Consider the following 22,240-nt stretch of genomic DNA (forward strand, 5'->3'; position numbering starts at 1 on the left):
TGCCGTCAGGGCAAGCTAGTTTGTTGGGAGGCAGACATGCAGTCCATTCAGCGCGCGCATATAGCCACCGTGATGCAGGTGGCCGAAAGCGGCCTCGCGGCCGGTGGCGCCGCAAGGCACGATGACATCATCCGCAGCTCCTGGCTGCGCTGCGTGCATGAGCACCGGCTCGATCCGATGCGCATGCAGGAAGCGGTGATCCTGCCCGGCGCACGCCTGCGCGAGCACCAGGACCAGATGGAAGACTTTCTGCACATTGCCCGCTTCGGCCTGGAGAGCCTGTACCAGCAGGTGGCGGGCATGGGCTACGTGGTGCTGCTGACCGATGCGCGCGGCGTGACCGTCGATTTCCTCGGCGATCTGCAGGAGGACGGCAGCCTGCGCCGCGCCGGGCTTTATCTGGGCGCCGACTGGAGTGAGCGACATGCCGGTACCTGCGGCGTGGGCACCTGCATCTCCACCGGCCACGCGCTGACCGTGCACCAGGGCGACCATTTCGACGCGACCCACATTCCGCTGACCTGCTCCAGCGCCCCGATCTTTGGCGCGAATGGGCAATTGAACGCGGTGCTGGACATCTCGGCGCTGAGCTCGCCGCGCGACAAGAATAGTCAGTACATGGCATTGCAACTGGTAACGATGGTCACGCACCAGATCGAAAATGCCTGGTTCCTGCACCGCTTTCGACGCGACTGGGCGCTGCGCCTGTCGGCCGCGCCGCAATTTCTCGATGTGAACCCGGAGTATCTGCTGGCCATCGATGGCGCGGGACGCGTGATCGGACACAACCGGCGCGCGCAATTGCTCTTTGCCAGCGTTGGCATCGCGCCGCTGCTCGGCCGCGACTTTGACGGCCTGTTGAACCTCCGCTTCGAGGAGATCGGCCGCTTTCTGCGCGCAAAGCCGGCCAGCCAGCGCGCAGTGACGCTGGCGCAAAGCAACAGGCTGCTGTTCATGCTGGCATCGCCACCGCCTGGCCAGCCTGCCGGCAGCGTTCCGGAGACGACAATGCGTGCCGTGCCGGCGCCGCTTGCTGCGCTTTGCAAAGGAGATGCGCAACTCGACCGACAGATCGAGCGCGCCGCGCGCCTGGTGAATGCGCCGATCAACATCCTGCTCTGCGGCGAAACCGGCACCGGCAAGGAAGTCTTCGCCAAGGCCTTGCATCAGAGCAGCGAGCGGCGCAATGGTCCTTTCGTCGCGGTCAATTGCGCGGCCATCCCCGAAACGCTGATCGAGAGCGAACTGTTCGGCTACCTGCCGGGTAGCTTCTCGGGCGCCTCCGCAAAGGGCAAGCGCGGCCTGATTGCGCAGGCCGATGGCGGCACGCTGTTTCTCGATGAAATCGGCGACATGCCGCTGGCACTGCAGGCGCGGCTGCTGCGCACGCTGGCGGAAAGGGAAGTGCTGCCCATCGGCGGCAGCCAGCCGATCGCGGTGAATGCACGCGTGATTGCGGCCAGCCATCGCCGGCTCGAAGAACTGGTGAGAAGCGGCCGTTTCCGCGACGACCTGTATTACCGCCTGAATGGCGCGCAGATCAGCCTGCCACCCCTGCGCGAGCGCCAGGACTTCGCCTGGATGCTGGACAAGATGCTGCGCGAACAGGCCGCGCAGCAGGGCCTGGACGCGGCGCCGTCTCTGTCGCCGGAAGCGCTTGCGCTGCTGCGCGCGCACCGTTGGCCCGGCAACCTGCGCGAGCTGCGTAATGTGATCCAGTATGGCGTCGCGGTCTGCAGCGACGGCTGGCTGGATGTAGACGACCTTCCCGATGACGTCTTTGGACGGCACGCCACCGACGAGCACGGGGCCGCAGCCGAGGCGCGCGAGCTGCTGCGTGCCTTGCGCGCGCACCGCTGGAATGTCTCGGCCGCCGCGCAGGCGCTGGGCATTGCGCGCATGACGCTGTATCGGCGCATGAAGCGCTGGCAAATCGTCGCGCCGAATGCACGTGACACCTGACCCTCCTGTGACAGCTGTAACAGCGGCGCTGTGACACTAGCGCTGCATCCGGCTGTCCGAGCGCGCAGCGTGCGCCCGGTTTTTCCTCTGTTTCCAAGGGCTTGGCGAGCCGTGGGCGCGCAAGACGCGCCTGGCACGACGCTTGCGAATACCTTCCCCGCCGGCCATGCCGGATACCCCATCCATCAAAAGGGAAAGGAAGAGACTATGGAAAACACCGCATCCTTGCAGGCCGCCGATTGGCTGGAGCGCTTCGGCGCCGCGCTCAAGGCCCGGGACATCGAAGCCATCTCCGGCCTGTTCGCCGATGAATGCTATTGGCGCGACCTGGTGAGCTTCACCTGGAACATCAAGACCATGGAAGGCAGGGCGGAAATCCGCAGCATGCTCGAAGCCACGCTGGCGCGGGTTGCGCCATCGAACTGGAAGCTGCAGGGCGATGCTTCCGAAGCGGATGGCGTGATCGAGGCTTGGTTCACCTTCGAGACCGAAGCGGCGCGCGGCAAGGGCCATCTGCGCTTGAAGGATGGCCGCGCCTGGACGCTGCTGACCACGATGACCGAGCTGAAGGGACATGAAGAAAGAAAGGGCCCGAACCGGATCAAGGGCGCCGAGCACGGCGTGCATCGGGGTCGGCATAGCTGGCTGGAAAGACGGCAGCAGGAAGAAGCCGAGCTTGGTTACACGAAACAGCCTTACTGCGTGATCATCGGCGGCGGCCAGGGCGGCATCGGCCTCGGCGCGCGGCTGAAACGGCTGGGCGTGCCTACCATCATCATCGAGCGCAATGAGCGCGCCGGCGACTCCTGGCGCAATCGCTACAAGTCGCTGTGCCTGCATGACCCGGTCTGGTACGACCACATGCCTTATCTGCCTTTCCCGGATGACTGGCCGGTGTTTGCGCCCAAGGACAAGGTCGGCGACTGGCTCGAGATGTACACCAGGGTGATGGAGCTCAATTACTGGAGCCGCACCGAGGCGCTCGGCGCGAAGTACGACGAAGCGAGCGGGGAATGGGAAGTGCGGGTCAATCGCGATGGCGAGGAAATCACGCTGCGTCCGAAGCAGCTGGTTTTCGCGCTTGGCGTATCGGGCTTTCCGAATGTGCCGAAGATCGAGGGCGCGGAAAACTTCAAGGGAGTCCAGCATCACTCCAGCAAGCATCCGGGCGGCGAAGCGTGGGCGGGCAAGCGGGCGGTGGTGCTCGGCTCGAACAATTCCGCGCACGATATCTGCGCCGACCTGTGGGAGCACGGCGCCGACGTGACCATGATCCAGCGTTCGTCGACGCATATCGCGCCATCGAACTCGCTGATGGAGCTGGCGCTGGGCGGCCTGTACTCGGAAGAAGCGCTGGCAAAGGGCATCGACACCGATACCGCGGACCTGACCTTTGCATCCGTCCCGTATCGCATCATGCATACCTTCCATATCCCGGTGTATGAGGAGATGAAGAAGCGCGATGCGGAACTGTATTCGCGCCTGGAGAAGGCCGGCTTCCTGCTCGACTTCGGCGACGATGGCTCGGGCCTGTTCATGAAGTACCTGCGCCGCGGCTCGGGCTATTACATCGATGTCGGCGCGTCCGAGCTGGTGGCCAATGGCGACATCAAGCTCAAAAGCGGCGTGAATATCGCGCGCATCAAGGAGCATTCGGTCGAGCTTTCGGACGGCACCGAACTCGAAGCCGATCTGCTGGTGTATGCGACCGGCTATGGCTCGATGAATGGCTGGGTGGCGAAGCTGGTGTCACCGGAGGTGGCGGACAAGGTCGGCAAGTGCTGGGGTCTGGGTTCGGCCACTACGAAGGATCCTGGCCCGTGGGAAGGCGAGCTGCGCAATATGTGGAAGCCGACCGCGCAGGAAAACATGTGGTTCCATGGCGGCAATCTGCATCAGTCGCGGCATTACTCGCGCTATCTCGCGCTGCAACTGAAGGCGCGCATGGAAGGGCTGGAGACGCCGGTGTATGGGCAGGGCCAGGTTCATCATCTGAGGTAAAGGCTCGGTTCGCGCCCGCAGGTCCTGCGCGGGCGCTTCCGTTTCTACGGCGGCGCGTAGGTTGGTCTGACGCAGGAAGCCCAACATGCTCGCGGGCCGCAGACGCCTGATGTTGGGCTTGGCAGCCCGACGGGAGTCCGCATGGGATTGGGCTTCCGTTGGGCTTGACAGCCCAACCTACTTCTTCACCAGCGGACAGCTCGACGCGCTCAGCGGCTGGAAGGCCTGCTCGCCCGGTATCGTCGACACCAACTTGTAGTAATCCCAAGGCGACTTCGATTCCGCCGGCTTCTTGACCTGGTACAGGTACATGTCATGCACCATGCGCCCATCCTCGCGGATGCGGCCGTTCTTCGCGAACATGTCATTGACCGGCAGCTCGCGCATCTTCTGCATTACCGCGCCAGTCTCGTCGGTGCCGGCCGCCTGCACCGCATTCAGGTAATGCATCACCGAGGAATACAGCCCGGCCTGGCTCATGTTCGGCATCTTCTTCGTCTTCTCGAAGAAGCGGCGCGACCACTTGCGGCTCTCGTCGTCATGGTCCCAGTAGAAGCCCGTGGTCAGCAGCATGCCCTGGGCGGTGTTCAGGCCCAGCGTATGCACATCGTTGATGTAGACGAGCAGGCCCGCCAGGCTCTGCTTGCCCGAGGTCGTCAAGCCGAACTCGCGCGCCGCCTTGATCGCATTGATGGTGTCGCCGCCGGCATTGGCCAGGCCAATCACCTTCGCTCCCGAGCCCTGCGCCTGCACCAGGAACGAGGAAAAGTCCGAGGCATTCAGCGGATGCCGCACCGAGCCGAGCACCTTGCCGCCATTGGCGCGGATCACATCGCTCGCGTCCTTTTCCAGCGTGGTGCCGAAGGTGTAATCGGCAGTCAGGAAGAACCAGCTGTCGCCGCCATTCTTGACCACGGCGCGCGCGGTGGCATTGGCCAGCGCATAGGTGTCGTAGGCATAGTGCACCGTCACCGGCGTGCAGGCGTCGCCGGTCAGGCGCGCCGATCCGGGGCCGCTGAAGACGGCGATGCGGTTCTTTTCCTTCGCAATCGGCGCTACCGCGAGCGCCGGGCCGGAGGCGGCCACGTCCAGGATCGCGTCGACCCGGTCGCGATCGAACCATTCACGCGCTTTCGATGCCGCGATGTCGGCCTTGTTCTGGTGGTCGGCATAGACCAGTTCGACCGGCTTGCCCAGCACCTTGCCGCCGAAGTCCGCGATCGCCATCTGTGCGGCGGCGACGCTGCCGGTGCCGGTGATATCGGCATACAGGCTGCTCATGTCGAGCAGCAGACCGATCTTCACCACGTTGTCGGAAATCGCGCCAGTAGGTTGGGACTGCGCGTGGGCGCCGGCGGCGAAGCCGAGCGCAATCAATGCCGCAAGCATCTTGCGTTGCATGGTGTCTCCTCGTGTTGTTATGGGTGTTGCCATCGTACACAAGGAAGGATGCGAACGGGAGCCTACGTCATCACGGCGCGGGCAACGCAGCGGTTTCGACCTGGATCAAGGAGTTGCGGATGACCTGGGCTCTGCCATCGCGGCGATGTCCTACACTTCTCCGGCTCCTCCATCGCTCACCATCAAGCCGACATGGAAATTCCGCAAACGCACTCCGCGCAACAGGACTGGCCGCAACTCGACTTCCCTGCCTGGCAGGATAGCTGCGCAACCCTGCATCTCTGGACGCAGATCATCGGCAAGATCCGGCTGCTGCATATGCCCTGGACCAATCACTCATGGCATGTGCCCCTGTATGTGAGCGTGCGCGGGTTGACGACTTCGCTCATCGCCTGCAAGCCGATGTCGTTTGAAATTGAGTTCGATTTCATCGCCCACCGGCTGCTGATCCAGATTGCCAGCGGCGCGCAGATCGCCTTGCCGCTGCGCTCGCAAAGCGTGGCGGCCTTTTACCGCGAAGTGACGGCGGCGCTGCATGCGCTGGGCATCGAGGCGGGCATCCGCACCATGCCCTGCGAGCTTCCCGATGCGACGCCCTTCGATCAGGATGAAAGCCACTGCGCCTACGACCCCGAGTATGTCAACCGCTTCTGGCGCGCGCTGCTGCAATCCACGCGCGTGCTGAACGCCTTTCGGGCGCGCTATCTCGGCAAATGCAGCCCGGTGCATTTCTTCTGGGGCAGCTTCGATCTGGCGGTGACCCGTTTCTCCGGGCGCGCTGCGCCGCCGCATCCGGGCGGCGTGCCGAATCTGCCGGACTGGGTGGCGCGGGAAGCGTATTCCCATGAAGTCAGCAGCTGCGGTTTCTGGCCGGGTAATGCAGGGTTTCCCCATGCGTCGTACTACGCCTATGCCTACCCGGAACCGCAAGGCTATGCGCAGGCGAAAGTGCCACCGGACGCGCATTACGACAGCGCGCTGCGCGAATTCCTGTTGCCTTATGAGGCCGTCAGGACCGCGCCCGATCCGGATGCGCTGCTGCTGGACTTTCTTGAATCGACTTATGCGGCGGCGGCCGCATTGGGTGATTGGGACAGGAAGACGCTCGAGCGCTGAGCTTGCCGCTCGGGCGTCATCCGATGTTCATGCGATGACACCCGCGCATCATTCAGCGCGCGGCGCTGTCGGGACCAGGGCCTCGATTTCCACCAGCAGATCGGCGCGGCAGATATCGGTTTCGATGTAGCGGATCTGCGCATCGGGCCGGAAGGCATGACAGCAGGCTGCGCGTATCGAAGCCAGGTCGCGGCCATGCCGGTAATACACCTTGATGAAATCGAGTTCGCGCAGCGCATGCGCCGTCGCGACGCCATGCAGCGCAAGGTTTTCGCGGCTGATCAGATGCGCGATGTTGTCGATAGCGACCCGGCATTGTCCGTCGATGTCGTCAGGGTGCACGGTTTCATGACCGAGGATGCTGGCAGTGCCTGATACGAACAGCATGCGCGACGCCTGGTCGCTGGAACCCTGCAGGGTGCTGGCGCGCGCAAAGCTCGGCGGACGCGGGCCGTATTGCGTCGGGTATTGCCATGCCGGCACCTGGCGAGTGTTTTCGATATGGGCAGCCGCGCCCGAGCGGCAGGCCAGCAGATAAAAGGCCGCGCCGGCGCCCGCCATGCCGATGCCGGTGGCGGCGGGCATGCCATGCAGCCGGCTCTGGCCGGCTTCGAAAGCTTCGGCCCGGCCACGACAGAAATCGCGATAGTTCTCCAGGCCATCGGCATTGTCGGCGTTGATGCCACCGATGAAATTCCAGATGCGGAAGATGGTGGGATAGCCGAGGCGTTCTACCAGGTCGAAAGCGCGCAGATAGAGCTCGCGGGTGGCGTCGGCATAGCGCGGCGCAGGGGGAATGATGCCGGCGCAAAAAAGGAATTCGCCGTCATGCGCATACAGCAGTTCCTCATCGCCGCCTTCATGCACCGTGCCATCGACGCGCCAGATCTCGGTAAAGCCTTCGGCCTGGGCCCGGTCCATCGGCAGCCGCAGGCTTGGAATGCCTTGCAACCGTTCCAGGACAGCGCCGCGCTGCGCATGACCGCCGTAGATCACCTGGCCCAGCAGGCCTGATCGCGGCGCGGCTGCGTCTCGCGTGGTTTCGACAAAACTGCAATTGATCATGATGCTGCCTGAGTCCTCACCTTGAATGCCCTGCCGACGCCTGTTGCGTCGGTGCCGGCGCGCATTATGTCGGATGTTGCCGCGGGTGAAAACTCGTCCATGTCACCAGCCGCGCCGCGCGGTGGAACCCGTGCTCGCGCAGCCTTGTTATCGCGCCATGCTACCTGCTGTCTTGTTGAGAAAAATCAACGAAATACCGGCCTGATATTAGTTGATATTCAGTAATATTTACTCATTCATAACAAGGCGGCAGGGGAGAGAGACTTGACAGTAGAAAGCCATGAAGAAGCCGATTTGGCTCTGGTTGATGCTCACATCGAAGAGTTAAGCCAGAGAATCATCGATCTGCAGGAACGCATGGCCACAATGGCAGCACAGCAATACGAAACAAGAAACCAGTCCCTGTTGTTGGCTACGATGCAGGAGGTGATGAAAGATCTGCATCTGCTGCGCGCGGATATGGCGGTCGCGTCCGGGATGGAAGACGGCGGCCGGCAGTCCTGCCTGCTTCGGGGTTGAGCTTCGACGGCAAGGCATAGCGCCTGCGAAAACCTCGACAATGCGCCAGTCCGCGCAGTCGTCTTCATGTCGTGTGTATTGAGTCCACAGCAGGGCATCACGCGGTGGTGAAGTCTGATGCCCTGCATTGCCTTGCTGACGGCTTCAGCTGCCTCGATAAAGCGCGCAGAGCTTGTTGCCGTCCGGGTCACGCACATACGCCAGGTGCAGCGCTCCCATGCTGCCTTCGCGCACGCCCGGCGGGTCTTCGATGGAGATGCCACCATTGGCTACGGCGACGTCATGAAACTCGCGTACCTGCTCCGGCGAGCTGCACTTGAAGCCGATGGTGCCACCGTTGGCGGCGCTGGCTTCTTCTCCATTGATCGGCTCGGTAATGCAGAAGGTGCTTCCGTTATGCCGGTAAAACAGCCGGGTGTGGCCCGAGCCCGCTACGTTGCGCACCGGTTCTCCCGCACCGAGCACGCCAAGCACCGCGTCGTAAAAGCGTTTGGAACGTTCCATGTCGTTGGAACCGATCATTACGTGACTTAACATGCCTTGTCTCCTCTTATCCCGACATTCCGCCGGGGTTGGTTATTGATGTTCAGCCCTGCTTGATGGGCGAAGCCGCTTATCCATCTCCCCGTGCCGCTGGCGACGCTGCCCAAAAACACTCGTACCGTGCCAGGCAGCCGTCCGGCGCACGGGGCTGGCAGCCGGGGCAGTGTAACGACGATCTTCTCCTCATGCAATGAAACGGCGCATCGTGGAGGGCCCGGTGAAAAGTTCCGAATGTTGTATCGATCCCCAGTACCGTGGCGCTTATCACCGGCGCGAATGGGTCTTATCGAAACCATGAAGCGGACGCGGTCACCGCAAAGCGCTATAGTGCCAGGCCCTTTTTCAGGCTGCCATGGCAGCGCAGTCGACTTGCGGCTGTTCTGACCGGCTCTGCTGCGACATCAATTGATCAAGAAAAGCCTCGTTCCCCTTGCTCTGGGCGGTTTCGGTATAGGCATGACCGAGTTCGTCATGATGGGCATCCTGCCCGACCTTGCCGCCGATCTGCACATCTCGATTCCACGTGCCGGCGCGCTCATCTCGGCCTATGCGCTCGGCGTGGTGGTTGGCGCTCCTACTCTGGTCGGCATGCTCGCTGCGCAACCGCCGAAACGGGTGCTGATCGGCTTCATGCTGCTGTTCACCGTGTTCAATGCCTTATCGGCCTGTTCGCCGGGCTTTGCGATGCTGTTGTTGTGCCGCTTTCTTTCCGGCCTGCCGCACGGCGCCTTCTTCGGCGTCGGCGCCATCGTGGCCAGCCGGCTCGCCGATGAAGGACGTGCCGCGGCCGCGATGGCGACGATGTTTTCGGGGCTGACACTGGCCAATGTCGCCGGCGTGCCGCTGGGCACCTGGGTCGGCCATCATCTGAGCTGGCGTTACGCTTTCGTGATGGTCGCTGCGGTTGGTCTGCTGACCGTGGCCAGTCTCAGAAAATGGGTGCCCGAGCTTGCGGCCCGGCCCAGCGCAGGATGGCGTCGCGACCTTGCCATTTTCCGCCGCGCCGAGTTGTGGCTGGCGCTGGGCATTACCGCGATCGGCACCGGTGGCTTTTTCGCCTGGTTCAGCTATATCGCGCCGCTGCTCACGCGCATGACTGGCTTTGCGCCGGATACGCTGCCGTGGATCATGACGCTGGTGGGCATAGGCATGACTTGCGGCGTGCAGCTCGGCGGGCGCCTTGCCGACCGGATGAGCGCGCCGCGGGCAGTCGGCTTTCTGCTGGTGTCGATGATGCTGCTGCTGGGCGCGAATGGCGTGTTCGCGACGAATCAGGCGGCGATGCTGGTCCTGGCCTTTGCCACCGGCGCGAATGCGCTGGCGCTGGGGCCGCCGATACAGATATTGCTGATCCAGAATGCGAAGGGCGCCGAGATGCTCGGGTCTTCGCTAGGCCAATCGGGCTTCAACATCGGCAATGCCGCAGGCGCCTTTCTCGGCGGCGTGCCGCTCGCGCTTGGCTATTCGTATGCCGCGCCGCAATGGGTAGCCGCAACGATGGCCGGCATCGGTTGCGTGCTGACCGCGCTGATGCTCGCGCGGCAACGCCGGCTTCGGCGAAGCGCATAGAGTGGGCCTAGCCCACGCTATGCCTCAGCTCAGCACCAGCGGCTGCTTCGTCACCGCCACGGCGACGATATAGGCAAACACCAGAATCGCCGCGCCAAACGCCAGCGCGCGTAGGGTGCGCGTGCGGCCGCGCTTCAATGCGATCGAGCCGAGAACGATATAGAGGAGCAGCGCGCCCACCTTGGCTGTCAGCCACGGCTGCGCCAGCGGATATTGCGCGCTGATGACCGCGAGGAATACCGCGCTCGCCAAAAGCGCGGTGTCGATCACATGCGGCAGGCGCTTGACCCACGCGCGCTGCAGCATCGTCGAGCCGCGCAGCATCCATCCGCCGCGCAGCAGAAAGAAGCCGCCGGAAAGGGCGGCGCATGTCATGTGGAAATGCTTGAGTGCGAAGTAGTCGATGGTCATGAGGGCATGGCGGGAGGATGAGGTACCGGTTCGTTGGCCGGGAGGCGATGTGCATCGCGCGAGGAGCCTTGCTGCCTGTTTCGATAGTGCTTTGTCGCTTTCTGCTCCAGCGAACCGTGGCTCGCGACAGTAGCATGCTTTGTTGCCAGTGGCGTGGTGTCGGGTTACATTGCCGCGGACATTCCCCCTCACGCACCGTCCATCCCGCCATGCTCAAAGCGTCTCCCGTCGAAGATCACTTTGTCGATGTGTTGATCATAGGCGCCGGCCTGTCCGGCATTGGCGCGGCGCGCCATCTGCAGCGCCAGTGCCCGGGCAAGCGCTTTGCGATTCTCGAGGCACGCGCGGCCATCGGCGGCACCTGGGACCTGTTCCGCTACCCCGGCGTGCGCTCGGACTCGGACATGCATACGCTCGGTTATGCCTTCAAGCCCTGGACCGATGCGCAGGCCATTGCCGATGGCCCGGCGATCCTGCGCTACATCCGCGAGGCCGCGATGGAGACAGGCATCGACCGGCATATCCGCTTCGGCTGCCGCGTGGTCGCGGCGGCATGGTCGAGCGCTGAGGCCTGCTGGACCGTGAGCATCGAGACAGCGGGCGAGACGGGAACGACGGAAACGATGCGGGCCCGCTTCCTTTATTGCTGCAGCGGCTATTACAGCTACGAGGAAGCGCACCGGCCTGAATTCCCGGGAGAAGCCGATTTCCACGGCGCGATCGTGCAGCCGCAATTCTGGCCGCATGAACTCGATTACACCGGCAAGCGCGTCGTGGTAATCGGCAGCGGCGCGACTGCAGTGACGCTGGTGCCGGCGATGGCCGAGCGTGCCGCCCACGTCACGCTGCTGCAGCGGTCGCCGAGCTATGTGGTGACTCGGCCCGGACGCGATCGCATCGGCGAACGACTCGGCAAGCTGCTGCCGGCAGGGCCGGCGTATGCGCTGACCCGCTGGAAGAATGTGATGACCAGCATGCTGCTGTATCGCCTTGCGCGCAGCCGGCCGGAACGGGTGAAGGCGGCGATTCAGCGCATGGCTTCCGAGCAGCTCGGTCCCGGCATCGATGCCGGCATCCATTTCTCGCCACGCTACAAGCCCTGGGACCAGCGCGTGTGCGTAGCGCCCGACGGCGATCTCTTCGCCGCGCTGCGCGAAGCTCGCGCCTCCATCGTTACTGACCGCATCGCGCGCTTCACGCCACGGGGTTTGCTGCTGGAATCGGGCGCGGAACTCGCGGCCGATGTGGTGGTGATGGCCACCGGCCTGAAGCTGCGCATGCTCGGTGGCATGAACTTGTGCGTCGATGGGAAGCCGGTGCGGATCAATGAAGCCATTGCTTACCGGGGCATGATGCTGTCGGACGTGCCGAATTTCGCGATGGCCTTTGGCTATACCAATGCGTCATGGACCCTGAAGGCCGATCTGACCGCCGGCTATGTCTGCCGGCTGCTGCGGCGCATGGACCGGCGTGGCGTCGAAATCGCGGTGCCGCGCCGCGAAAAGGATGTTGAACCTCAGCCGCTGCTGGACTTCAGCTCGGGCTATGTGCAGCGCGGCCTCGGCGCGCTGCCAAGCCAGGGCACGCGCTCGCCCTGGCGGGTGCATCAGAACTATCTGCGTGACTTGCTGCTGATTCGTTATGGCCGCGTCGACGATGGCGTGATGCGCTTTGGTCGACGCGGCGCTCTTCCCTGAGCTCAGGACTGCAGCGCGGCAATGCGTTGCGCGATCGGCGGATGGCTGGAGAACAGTTCAGACATGCCGCCGCCAGCGATGCCGAAAGCCGACATGTTCTTCGGCAGGCCGCCGTGCGCCAGGCTGTCAAGCCGGTACAGCGCGTTGACCATCGGCCGTGGCGTGCCCAGCAATTGCGCGGCGCCGCGGTCGGCGCGGAATTCACGCTGGCGCGAGAACCACATCACGATGATGCTGGCGAGGATGCCGAACAGCAGGTCGCATATGACCACGGTGACCATGTAGCCGATGCCAGGTCCGCTGCTTTCCTCATTGTCGCGGCGCAGGAAGCCGTCAACCAGGTAACCGACGACGCGGGCGGCGAAGGTGACGAAGGTGTTCACCACGCCCTGGATCAGCGTCAACGTGACCATGTCGCCGTTGGCAATGTGCGCGACTTCATGCGCGAGCACCGCTTCGACTTCCTCATGCGACATCGATTGCAGCAGACCCGTTGACACCGCGACCAGCGAGCTGTTCTTGGTCGCGCCCGTGGCGAAGGCATTCGGTTCGCCGTCATATACCGCCACTTCAGGCATCGCGATGCCGGCCTTCTGCGCCAGCGTCGCCACCTTGCCGACCAGCCAGGCTTCGGTGCCATTGCTCGGATGCTCGATCACCCGAGCGCCGGTCGACCATTTCGCGATGGTCTTGGACAGCAGCAGCGAAATGAATGCGCCGCCGAAGCCCATCAACGCGGAAAACACAAGCAGGGTTCCCAGGTGCAGGCCGTTCGCGCCGAGATAGCGGTTCACGCCGAGCAGGCTCGCGGAGATGCCGAGCACCACCATGACCGCGATGTTGGTGGCTAGGAAGAGCAGGATGCGTTTCATGGATTTCCCCTTGGTTTGTTTGTCTGGCCGCGGCGGCGCACATCACGCGCGAAGGGCCGGTTCGGCGAGCGCAAGTATAGAAAGCAGGATTGCTCTGAAAAACAGAATAATTCCGAGAGAATTCTTCGGTAAATCAGGAGATCCCGCCATGAGTTGCCGCCTCTACTGTCGAGTTCCCGCCTTGCGAAGCCGCTTCGAGAGCTTGCATGCAGTGAATAAGGAAGCCTTTTCTTGACTTGAAGCGCAGGACGCGTATGCTGACCATCCATAAGCCATCCATTTGGATGGTTAGGAGATGGTCTTAAGGTGGTAACGGTACAAAAGACGTCCGATCAGGGAACCCGGATTGACAGGAAAGGCAGGCATGCAAGAGCTACGTCAGAAGAACAGCGATACGGAAAAGATCACGATCAATCTCGGTCCAGTCGACCTCGGGCAGATCGATCTGCTGGTGCAGGAAGGCTTCTATTCCAATCGCAGCGATTTCATCCGTACGGCGATACGCAACGGGTTGAATCTGCATGCGGACGTGATTCGGCAAACCGTCAGCCGCAAGAGCCTGGTGCTGGGCCTGCAGCATTTCTCGCGCGCGGACCTGGAGACGGTGCGGCGCAATGGCGAGGTACTGGAAATCCAGGTCTTGGGCATGGCCAGCATCGCGCCGGACGTGAGCCCGGAATTGGCGCAGGAGACGATCAAGTCCGTCTCCGTGCTCGGCGTGTTCCAGGCCAGCGCGGCGGTCAAGGCGGCCCTTGCGGGTCGCATCCGTTGATCCCACTTACTCAGGAAACACAAGGACACTATGAAACTCAATGAAGATTTCCTCACGCGGATGCAGGAGGCAACCAGCCTGCTGCACACCGCCGGCCCCGCGGCAGCGACCGCGGCAATACAGCGCGCCTTGGGCATTGCAGGCGGGGAGGAGCAACAGGCCGAAGCTCCCGCCAGATTCGTCGATATCAACCCGGAAGCGGCGCGGCCGGAGCCCTCTAAAGATCGCGTGAAAGCGCCCGGCGAAGCATCGCCTGCGCACAAGCTGTGGCGGCGCACGGCTTCCATGTTCAAGCAGAACATCGACACCGTGGAGACGACGGATGCCGTCTCGCCGGACAGCCGCACCGGCGCACCTGGCCGCTTCCTGTCGGGCAGCTTCAGCAATCGTGCGGGAACGCGCGCCTACAGGCTGTATGTGCCTGCCAAGGTCGACGCCGCCGCCAGGTCCATGCCCCTTGTCGTCATGCTGCATGGCTGCAAGCAGAACCCGGAAGATTTCGCTGCTGGCACGCGCATGAATCAGCTGGCCGAGCAGCATGGCTTCCTGGTGCTCTATCCGGCGCAGCAGCAGCGCGACAATGGCTCGAACTGCTGGAACTGGTTCCAGCCCGGGGATCAGCGCCGCGACCATGGCGAACCGTCCATCCTCGCTGGCATGACGGAAAAAATCATCCGCGAATACGGCGTTGACGCTGACAAGGTTTATGTCGCCGGACTGTCCGCAGGCGGCGCGATGGCGGCGATCCTGGCCGATACTCATCCGGATGTCTACGCGGCCGTCGGCATCCATTCCGGCCTGCCGGCCGGATGTGCGCGCGACGTGGCATCGGCATTCGGCGCGATGAAGGGCGGCAGGCAGACCCATGTTCGGCCATACCGGCATCGCGTCCCGGCCATCGTCTTCCATGGCGATCGGGATCGCACCGTCCATCCCGACAACGGCAGCGAAGCGCTGGCGCAGTCCATGGGCATGTCGCTTGAAGCCTGGCGCGCGCATGCCGGTGCCGGCAAGAACGGCGCGACGCGTGGCCGAACGGGCTCGGGACGGACCTACACCCAATCCGTCTACCACGACGATGACGGCAAGGTGAGTGCCGAGCATTGGTTGATCCATGGCGCCGGCCATGCCTGGTCAGGCGGCAGCACCTCGGGTTCCTACACGGATCCCAAGGGGCCCGATGCCTCGGCGGAGATGCTGCGTTTCTTTCTCGCGCATCCAAAGCGCACGCCGCAAGCCTGAGCGCAGAGACCTGCCTTGACGCAGGATGGCCTATGCCGTTGCATCAATGCGCGTGCGCATTGATGCAACGAGAAGCCACACGGGTGCAGCGCATACAGGCATACACTGCATCAATTCATTGCGGAGTGCCCATGACACAGGACGACATCCTCGACATGTTCAGAACCCATGCCGAGACCTTGCAGCCGGCGGCAGATGCGCCGGCACTGAGCGCCGTGATTCTCGATCTGGCGCAGATGCTTGCCGAATCGCGCGGCAAGCTGTCGAAGGAAAACTTCGAGACGCTGATATGCATAGGCGGCGCGCTCTATCGCGAAGGCAAGAGCGGTTTCGACGCGCGCTCTGACCTGGCGGACATCATGAAGCGATCGGCTGAACCCTAAAGCGTATTCGCCCCGACCAGCCTCACGACGCCGGCCGCAGTGCCGGCGGCAATGCGCCTGCCACGGCCCGGCTTGCAAGCCGGGCCGGTTCCGCAGGCGCGGAGCAGTGCTCCGCGAATTCCCTGCTACACCCTCGTTGAGTCCAGTCAGGGCGAATACGCTCTAGTCAATCATCGCGTCCGATACGAGTTCTCTTTGCATGAAATAGCGTTCGATAGCCTTGGCGCTGCCCGATTCTTCCGCCAGCGCGACATAGGTATCCGGCCGCAGAAGATAAAGCGCATTGCGCGCATAGCCATGCGCGGCGAATTCCGTGCGCCATGGGTATTCATGCAGCGGTAAGCCATGCGAGTCGCACCATTGCCGCAGCGCCGTGCTGGCCTGGCCATACACATGAACCTGCCAGCCGATGTAATGCATGTTCTCGTAATTGTCGAAGCCTTCGCCGTGCAGCCATGGCAGGCGATCGCCGCCATGGATATGTCCGGCCTTGCCGTTGCAGAGCATGCTGTTGCGATAGTTCAGCATGATCTGCGACACCGTGCGAAACAGGTATTCCCTTGCCGCGGGCAATCCCATTACCAGCGGCGCAATTACCGGCGCCAGGCGTGTACGCACCATCTCGGCGACATGGCCTTCAGTGGTTGCCAGGGTGAATACCCGGTCCGTGGTCTCGACCAGGCGGCGCGCGAACCCGATGCGCTCGGCCTCGTAACTGTCGAGCAGGCGATCGGAAGCCTGGCGTTTCAGCACCGCTGCCAGCTTCCATGCGAGGTTGATCGCATCGCCGATGCCGGTGTTCATGCCCTGGCCGCCGGCCGGGCTGTGGATGTGCGCCGCATCGCCAGCAATGAAGATGCGCCCAGCGCGGAAACTGGGCGCCACGCGGTGATGCACATGGTAGGTGGAGAACCAGTTGACCTTATCCACCTTTAGCTTCAGATCGTCGATCGCGCGATGGCTCACATCGTCGAATCCAAGCGTATCGGCATCGGCAATGCGATCCTCGCGTATCGTGCCGATCAGACGTGCGCGTCCGTCGCGCGACAGACCGAATACGCCGAGGAAATCTTCGGTGTCGAGATCGAGATGGATGTCGCCATCGAAAGCTTCGCCTCTGCCTTCGATATCGGCGACATAGAACAGCTGCTTGTAGGTGCCGCCCGGAAAGTCCTGCGCAACGCTGGCGCGCACTCTCGAATGCGCGCCATCGCATCCGATCAGGTACGCCGCCTCGAAATCTTCCTCGGTCCCGTCCGGCTTGCGTAAGCTCACGTGCACAATCTCGTCGACGTTCTCGCAAGCGAGCACTTCGGTGTTCCATTCGACTTCAACGCCTTCTTGCCGCAGGCGGTCCAGCAGCAGGCGCTCGTGCTCGTCTTGAGGGAAGGCATGAACAAAGGGATAGGGCGTCAGATCCGCGCCGATTGCATGGAACGGCACCCGCGCGCGCTTCTCGCCCTTGACCCACAGGTGCAGCGCATCGATCTCGTGACCGCGTGCAATGACGGCCTCGGTGAGGCCGGCCTGGCGATACAGCTCCAGCGTCCTCGCCTGCACCACGACTGCCCGCGAAGCAGTGCCAGGTCCGGCTGACTTGGCGACGATGCGCGCGTGTATGCCCATCTTCGCCAGCCACAGTGCCAGCACCAGCCCGGTGGGTCCCGCGCCGGCGATCAATAGATTTTCCTGCGTCATCACGTCCTCGCGCAAAGCTCAGTTTGCCGGTGCGTGCGACTGCACTGCTTCATGTAAAGCGAAACGTGCCGCATACGCTAGCCCAGCATAGGAGATGGCTTCCATGCCCGCAGTAAGCATGCGAGGTATTGGCCCCATGTAGCTGATGCGAATCGCATGGCGCCTGTTCTTGCGCAAGCTTCTCGTGTGAAAAAGTGTCTCAGCGACAGCGTTTTGCCGCCGCAGTCCCCAGCGATGGAATTGGGAAAGCGATGTCCTGAGCAAACGATGCAGCTGTCCTGTCGAATGCTTGGTAATGCGTGATCCTATGTGAAGTAGCGCACGGAACCGCGCGTCGTAATGCTCGCAAAATGAAGACGCTGAGTTTGCGGATGTAGCCCGAGGGTACGGCCGGCACGATGCGCCGGAGAGTGGGCCGGGCTTTTCCAGTTGCACGAATGCGGCGCAACTGGGAAGGGGGAGGGCGACGTCCATGGACGGATGCGGCCGAAGCCGCGCTCGTGCCAGATCATGATGATGGCAGTGCCATACAGGGCTACGCGCACCTTGTAGCGTTGAGCCCGCATCTCACTGATTACCTCATCGCTGACTATTCCGGCTGCTGAATCAAACATTCCGAAATCAGCCTATCGCGGTGGTTCCTCATCGCGCCAAATTCCCAGTAGTGTGCCTGCATGCTCAGGCCACAGCTTTCCGCAAGGAACAAATCCAGCGACCGTTCAACCAATCGAGCCGCAGGCGGCTCGGCAGATAACTGCGTCGCCACCGCCAGCGAGCGCCCAAGTTCGCTATGCGAACTAAACCCCGCCTCGAATTGACCCTCCCGAAACCGCGCTCCTACACTTCGCCGCAATGCAGAGCCTTCTCTCTGCCGGCTCATTCGAGGTAACGCGACCATGAACATCAGCACGCTGCACGATATGCGCGACAAGCCCGCCCGCAACTGGGAAGAGGATGTGACGCGTATTCCCTACTGGGTCTATCAGGATGCCTCGGTTTATCAGACCGAACAGAACCAGATCTTTGGCGGCCCGACCTGGAACTATCTCTGCCTGGAAGCCGAGATTCCCAAGAGCGGCGATTTCCGTACCACCTTCATCGGCGAGATGCCGGTCATCGTGGTGCGCGGCAATGATGATGAAATCTATTCCTTCGAAAACCGCTGCGCGCATCGCGGCGCATTGATTGCGCTGGAAGATCGCGGTAATGCCGAAGACTTCACCTGCGTCTATCACGCCTGGCGCTATGACCTCGAAGGCAATTTGAAGGGCGTGGCTTTTCAAAACGGCGTCAACGGTAGGGGCGGCATGCCGGATTCCTTCTGCATGGAAGCGCATGGCCCGCGCAAGCTGCGCACCGCCGTGTTCTGCGGCCTTGTGTTCGGCAGTCTTGACGAGGATGTGCCGCCGATCGAGGAATACCTCGGCGAAGAGATCACTTCCCGCATCGAGCGCGTGATGCACAAGCCGGTGCAGGTCATCGGCCGCTTCAAGCAGATGCTGCCGAACAACTGGAAGCTGTACTTCGAAAATGTGAAGGATTCGTATCACGCGAGCCTGCTGCATGTGTTCTTCACCACCTTCCGCATCAACCGCCTGTCGCAGCGTGGCGGCGTGATCGTCAGCGAGGATGGCGGCCATCATGTGTCCTACTCCGCGATCGATCCGAACGCGGCCAAGGATGCCGAATACAGCGCCGAGAAGCTGCGCTCGGACAAGGAAGACTATCGCCTGGCCGACCCCAGCCTGCTCGACGGCTGCGATGAATTCGGCGATGGCGTGACGCTGCAGATCCTGTCGGTCTTTCCCGGCTTCGTGCTGCAGCAGATCCAGAACTGCCTGGCGATCCGCCAGGTGTTGCCCAAGGGCCAGGAAAGCACCGAGCTGAACTGGACCTACTTCGGCTTCGAGGATGACACCCCGGAACTGCGCAAGATGCGCCTGAAGCAATCGAATCTGATCGGCGCGGCCGGCTTCGTATCGATGGAAGACGGCGCGGTCGGCGGCTTCGTGCAGCGCGGCGTGGCCAGCGCCGGCGAGGAAAAAGCCATCGTCGAAATGGGCGGCTCCGGCGTCGAATCGGTGAACTACCGCGCGACCGAGACCTCGGTGCGCGGCTTCTGGAAAGCCTATCGCAATCTCATGGGGCTCTGACATGGCAGCGGCAATCAATTACGAACAACTCAATACCTTGAACGCGGCCTATGCGCGCTGCATCGATGACGATCAGCTCGAAGCCTGGCCGGCGTTCTTTACCGAGGATTGCCTGTACAAGGTCACGACTGCGGACAATCATCGTGAAGGCCTGGAAGCCGGCATGATCTACGCCGATTCGCGCGGCATGCTGCAGGACCGCGTGGCGGCGTTGCGCGAAGCGAATGTGTACGAGCGTCAGTCGTATCGCCATATCACCGGCGCGCCCTTCATCGTCAGCAGCGATGCGGCCGCAGCGAGCGTCGAGACACCGTTCATCGTGGCGCGCATCATGCGCGGCGGTAAGACCGATGTGTTCGCCACCGGCAAGTACATCGACCGCATCGTCGCCGAGTCCGGCCGGCTGCAGTTCGCCGAGCGTATCGTGGTCTGCGACAGCGTTGCCATCGATACGCTGCTGGCGATTCCGCTTTGAACAAGGGCGCGCGATGAAGAAGCGTATCGCTATAGCCATCGGTGACCCGAATGGCATCGGACCCGAAATCGCGGTGAAGGCGGCTGCGCAAACGATGGAATCGAATGCGCAGGCGGTGCTGGTCGGCGACGGCTACATCATCCGTGAATGCCTGCGCCGCTATGCGCCAAGCGTGGAGTTGTGCTCACTCGATGAAGCGGAACAGGGCACCGGACGCATCGCGCATGTGAACGTTGAAGCGCTCGATTCGGCCCACTATCAGCCGGGCCGGGTGCATGCGCTGGCGGGTCGTGCGACGGTCGAGTATGTGAGCGAAGCGGTGCGGCTGGCGCAGTCCGGCCGTGTCGATGCCGTAATCGGCTGCCCGCATTCGGAAACCGCGGTGAACGCGGCCGGCATTGCCTTCTCCGGATATCCGGGCTTGATCGCGAGGCTGTGCGGCAAGCGCGAGGACGAGGTGTTCCTGATGTTATCGGCGGGCGGCCTGCGCATTGCGCATGTGACGCTGCATGAATCGGTGCGCAATGCGCTGGCACGGTTGACTCAGGAGCTGGTAGTCGAAGCTGGCGTGGCTGCGGTGGCGGCCTTGCGTCGGCTCGGCATTGCGAAGCCTACGCTGGGCGTGTTCGGCATCAATCCGCATGCCGGCGAGGACGGCTTGTTTGGCGACGACGATGAAACGATCACGAAGCCCGCGGTCGCGCGGCTGCGCGCGATGGGTATCGCCGCTGACGGCCCTGCAGGCGCCGACCTGTTGCTCGGGCAGCGCCGCCATGATGCGTATCTGGCGATCTTCCATGACCAGGGCCATATCCCGGTCAAGCTCCTGAGTCCGCTGCGCGCGAGCGCCTTGTCGATCGGCGCCGATGTGCTGTTTTCCAGTGTTGGCCATGGCTGCGCTTTCGATATCGCTGGACGCGGCATCGCCGATCCGGCATCCGTGATCGAAACCCTGGCGCTGCTCGCAACGGTCGAGACCAACGCGCCCATGGAGAACAGGACATGACTTATCAGATTGAAGTCGAAGGCAGCGACATCCGCTTCGAATGCGCTCCCGGCACGACCATACTCGATGCAGCCCGATCCGCGGGCTATGAGCTGCCGTATTCCTGCCGCACCGGTATTTGCGGCAGCTGCAAGGGCAAGGTGGTCGAAGGCAGCATCGATGCGCCGGGCGCGCTGGAAGGCATCACCGCGGAAGAGCGGGGCGCGGGCTGCACGCTGCTGTGTCAGGCCCGGCCGATTTCCGATGTGAGGATCGCGCCGCGCTCGATCGCGAAGATCGATCCGAATGCGCAGAAGCAGGTGGCGGCGAAGCTGTACCGCGTCAGTCGCGCAGCCGACGATATCTCGGTGCTGCATCTGCGTTTCCCGGCGGGCACCAAGGTCAAGTTCAAGGCTGGCCAGTATCTGCAGGTGCTGCTGGAGGATGGATCGCGCCGCAGCTTCTCGATGGCCAATCCGCCGCATCAAAATGATGGCGTGCTGTTGCATGTGCGCCATGTGCCGAATGGCAGGTTCTCGGCCTATCTCGATGCGGACCCGGCGGCCGGCGATATCGTGAAGCTGGAAATGCCCTTCGGCGACTTTCATCTGCGCGAAGATTCGGACAAGCCCATCGTCTTCGTTGCCAGCGGCACCGGCTTTGCGCCGATACGCTCGATCCTGGAAGACGCATTCAAGCGCAAGCTGACGAATCGGCCGATGACGCTGTACTGGGGCGGTCGGCGCAGCAAGGATTTATACCAAGCTGAGGTGGCGCAGAAGTGGGCGCAGCAGCATCCGAATTTTCGCTTCGTGCCGGTGCTGTCCGAGCCGGAGGAAGGCTGGACCGGCCGTACCGGTTTCGTGCATCTTGCCGTGCTTGAGGACGTTCCTTCGCTTGCCGGGCATGAGGTGTATGCCTGCGGCGTGCCGGCCATGATCAACGCGGCGCGGCGTGATTTTGTCGGGCAGGCGGGTTTGGCTGCAGACGACTTCCATTGTGATGCCTTCGTTACCACTGACGAGGCGGCGCAGAAGGTGGGGTGACGGCCGGGACGACAGCCGGGACTACAGCCGGGACTTCGAGCGCCTGTGGGTGTTCGAAGCTCTGTTGAGCTTGGCAAGCCAGCCCTTTCAAGGTGACGTCGCATGATTTTTCAGGACGTCGGTAGTGCGACATGAGCTTGGCATGGCGAGATAAGGGTATGGCGCAGTTGCAGTTGCAGTTGCAGTTGCAGTTGCAGTTGCAGTGCCGTTGCCGTTGCTTTTAACCCCCGTTGATTGCGCCGTGACGGCGATGCCCGGAGCGGGAAAAGGTGCGGCGTCTGTCTGAGCGAAGCGCAGCGTAGCGAGTTTAGCCGCGCCCCGCTCCGGGCG

The 22,240-nt window shown here is 62.8% G+C and carries 20 protein-coding genes; 13 read left to right on the plus strand and 7 right to left on the minus strand.

Annotated elements, in window-relative coordinates; genetic code table 11:
- Window positions 1–36: 36 nt before the first annotated feature.
- Complete coding sequence (locus JJB74_RS25810) at window positions 37–1,962, plus strand: sigma-54-dependent Fis family transcriptional regulator (RefSeq protein ID WP_200596926.1); 1,926 nt, start codon at window positions 37–39, stop codon at window positions 1,960–1,962.
- 207 nt (window positions 1,963–2,169) lie between these two features.
- Window positions 2,170–3,963, plus strand: coding sequence for an NAD(P)/FAD-dependent oxidoreductase (locus JJB74_RS25815; RefSeq protein WP_200596928.1), 1,794 nt, complete (start codon window positions 2,170–2,172; stop codon window positions 3,961–3,963).
- A gap of 177 nt (window positions 3,964–4,140) precedes the next feature.
- On the opposite strand, the gene JJB74_RS25820 is transcribed toward JJB74_RS25815, so the two are convergent.
- Entirely contained in the window at window positions 4,141–5,364 is a 1,224-nt protein-coding gene (locus tag JJB74_RS25820) for an ABC transporter substrate-binding protein (protein ID WP_200596929.1), read from the minus strand.
- 192 nt (window positions 5,365–5,556) lie between these two features.
- On the opposite strand from JJB74_RS25820, the gene JJB74_RS25825 reads away from it, so the two are divergent.
- Window positions 5,557–6,480 carry a DUF5996 family protein gene (locus JJB74_RS25825; RefSeq protein ID WP_200596931.1) on the plus strand — a complete coding sequence of 308 codons (924 nt, stop codon included), beginning with the start codon at window positions 5,557–5,559 and terminating at the stop codon, window positions 6,478–6,480.
- Between the two features lie 48 nt (window positions 6,481–6,528).
- On the opposite strand, the gene JJB74_RS25830 is transcribed toward JJB74_RS25825, so the two are convergent.
- Window positions 6,529–7,545 carry an FkbO/Hyg5 family chorismatase gene (locus tag JJB74_RS25830; RefSeq protein ID WP_200596933.1) on the minus strand — a complete coding sequence of 339 codons (1,017 nt, stop codon included), beginning with the start codon at window positions 7,543–7,545 and terminating at the stop codon, window positions 6,529–6,531.
- A 264-nt stretch (window positions 7,546–7,809) separates the two neighbouring features.
- Between JJB74_RS25830 and JJB74_RS25835 the strand changes: the two genes are divergently transcribed.
- Window positions 7,810–8,064 carry a hypothetical protein gene (locus tag JJB74_RS25835; RefSeq protein ID WP_200596935.1) on the plus strand — a complete coding sequence of 85 codons (255 nt, stop codon included), beginning with the start codon at window positions 7,810–7,812 and terminating at the stop codon, window positions 8,062–8,064.
- A 144-nt stretch (window positions 8,065–8,208) separates the two neighbouring features.
- Here the strand turns inward: JJB74_RS25835 and JJB74_RS25840 are convergent, their stop codons facing one another.
- A complete protein-coding gene (locus tag JJB74_RS25840; protein ID WP_200596936.1) occupies window positions 8,209–8,601 on the minus strand; it encodes a VOC family protein in 393 nt (130 codons plus the stop codon).
- Window positions 8,602–9,012: 411 nt separating this feature from the next.
- On the opposite strand from JJB74_RS25840, the gene JJB74_RS25845 reads away from it, so the two are divergent.
- Entirely contained in the window at window positions 9,013–10,176 is a 1,164-nt protein-coding gene (locus JJB74_RS25845) for an MFS transporter (RefSeq protein ID WP_200596938.1), read from the plus strand.
- A gap of 24 nt (window positions 10,177–10,200) precedes the next feature.
- Here JJB74_RS25845 and JJB74_RS25850 read toward each other — a convergent pair whose 3' ends face one another.
- On the minus strand, window positions 10,201–10,587 hold the full coding sequence (locus tag JJB74_RS25850; RefSeq protein ID WP_234484857.1) for a SirB2 family protein: 387 nt from the start codon (window positions 10,585–10,587) through the stop codon (window positions 10,201–10,203).
- 209 nt (window positions 10,588–10,796) lie between these two features.
- On the opposite strand from JJB74_RS25850, the gene JJB74_RS25855 reads away from it, so the two are divergent.
- Entirely contained in the window at window positions 10,797–12,284 is a 1,488-nt protein-coding gene (locus tag JJB74_RS25855) for a flavin-containing monooxygenase (protein WP_200596940.1), read from the plus strand.
- Between the two features lie 2 nt (window positions 12,285–12,286).
- Here the strand turns inward: JJB74_RS25855 and htpX are convergent, their stop codons facing one another.
- The gene (gene htpX, locus JJB74_RS25860) at window positions 12,287–13,156 is read right to left on the minus strand and encodes a protease HtpX (protein WP_200596942.1); all 870 of its coding nucleotides are present in this window, start codon (window positions 13,154–13,156) and stop codon (window positions 12,287–12,289) included.
- A 364-nt stretch (window positions 13,157–13,520) separates the two neighbouring features.
- Between htpX and JJB74_RS25865 the strand changes: the two genes are divergently transcribed.
- The 3 genes from JJB74_RS25865 to JJB74_RS25875 all read left to right on the plus strand — a co-directional run bounded on the left by JJB74_RS25865 (window position 13,521) and on the right by JJB74_RS25875 (window position 15,553).
- Window positions 13,521–13,928 (plus strand): CopG family transcriptional regulator, encoded by a 408-nt coding sequence (locus JJB74_RS25865; RefSeq protein WP_200596945.1) that lies wholly within the window; start codon window positions 13,521–13,523, stop codon window positions 13,926–13,928.
- Window positions 13,929–13,958: 30 nt separating this feature from the next.
- Complete coding sequence (locus JJB74_RS25870; protein WP_200596947.1) at window positions 13,959–15,170, plus strand: extracellular catalytic domain type 1 short-chain-length polyhydroxyalkanoate depolymerase; 1,212 nt, start codon at window positions 13,959–13,961, stop codon at window positions 15,168–15,170.
- Between the two features lie 131 nt (window positions 15,171–15,301).
- Complete coding sequence (locus JJB74_RS25875; protein WP_200596948.1) at window positions 15,302–15,553, plus strand: hypothetical protein; 252 nt, start codon at window positions 15,302–15,304, stop codon at window positions 15,551–15,553.
- A gap of 162 nt (window positions 15,554–15,715) precedes the next feature.
- Here JJB74_RS25875 and JJB74_RS25880 read toward each other — a convergent pair whose 3' ends face one another.
- Entirely contained in the window at window positions 15,716–17,251 is a 1,536-nt protein-coding gene (locus tag JJB74_RS25880; RefSeq protein WP_200596950.1) for an FAD-dependent monooxygenase, read from the minus strand.
- 920 nt (window positions 17,252–18,171) lie between these two features.
- Between JJB74_RS25880 and JJB74_RS25885 the strand changes: the two genes are divergently transcribed.
- Genes JJB74_RS25885 through JJB74_RS25900 form a run of 4 tightly spaced genes read left to right on the plus strand, consistent with a single transcriptional unit; the run spans window position 18,172 to window position 21,910 of the window.
- Complete coding sequence (locus tag JJB74_RS25885) at window positions 18,172–19,404, plus strand: aromatic ring-hydroxylating dioxygenase subunit alpha (RefSeq protein ID WP_234484863.1); 1,233 nt, start codon at window positions 18,172–18,174, stop codon at window positions 19,402–19,404.
- Window position 19,405: 1 nt separating this feature from the next.
- On the plus strand, window positions 19,406–19,879 hold the full coding sequence (locus JJB74_RS25890) for an aromatic-ring-hydroxylating dioxygenase subunit beta (RefSeq protein WP_200596953.1): 474 nt from the start codon (window positions 19,406–19,408) through the stop codon (window positions 19,877–19,879).
- A gap of 13 nt (window positions 19,880–19,892) precedes the next feature.
- Complete coding sequence (locus tag JJB74_RS25895) at window positions 19,893–20,885, plus strand: PdxA family dehydrogenase (RefSeq protein ID WP_200596955.1); 993 nt, start codon at window positions 19,893–19,895, stop codon at window positions 20,883–20,885.
- Window positions 20,882–21,910, plus strand: a complete 1,029-nt coding sequence (locus tag JJB74_RS25900; protein ID WP_200596957.1) for a CDP-6-deoxy-delta-3,4-glucoseen reductase — start codon at window positions 20,882–20,884, stop codon at window positions 21,908–21,910. Before JJB74_RS25895 ends, JJB74_RS25900 begins: the two co-directional genes overlap by 4 nt.
- Window positions 21,911–21,997: 87 nt before the next feature.
- On the opposite strand, the gene JJB74_RS33485 is transcribed toward JJB74_RS25900, so the two are convergent.
- On the minus strand, window positions 21,998–22,240 hold a 243-nt coding region (locus JJB74_RS33485; protein WP_234484858.1), incomplete at its 5' end, for a hypothetical protein.

The sequence above is a fragment of the Noviherbaspirillum pedocola genome, assembly GCF_016632335.1.
In the GTDB taxonomy this organism is placed as follows: Bacteria; Pseudomonadota; Gammaproteobacteria; order Burkholderiales; family Burkholderiaceae_D; genus Noviherbaspirillum_A; species Noviherbaspirillum_A pedocola.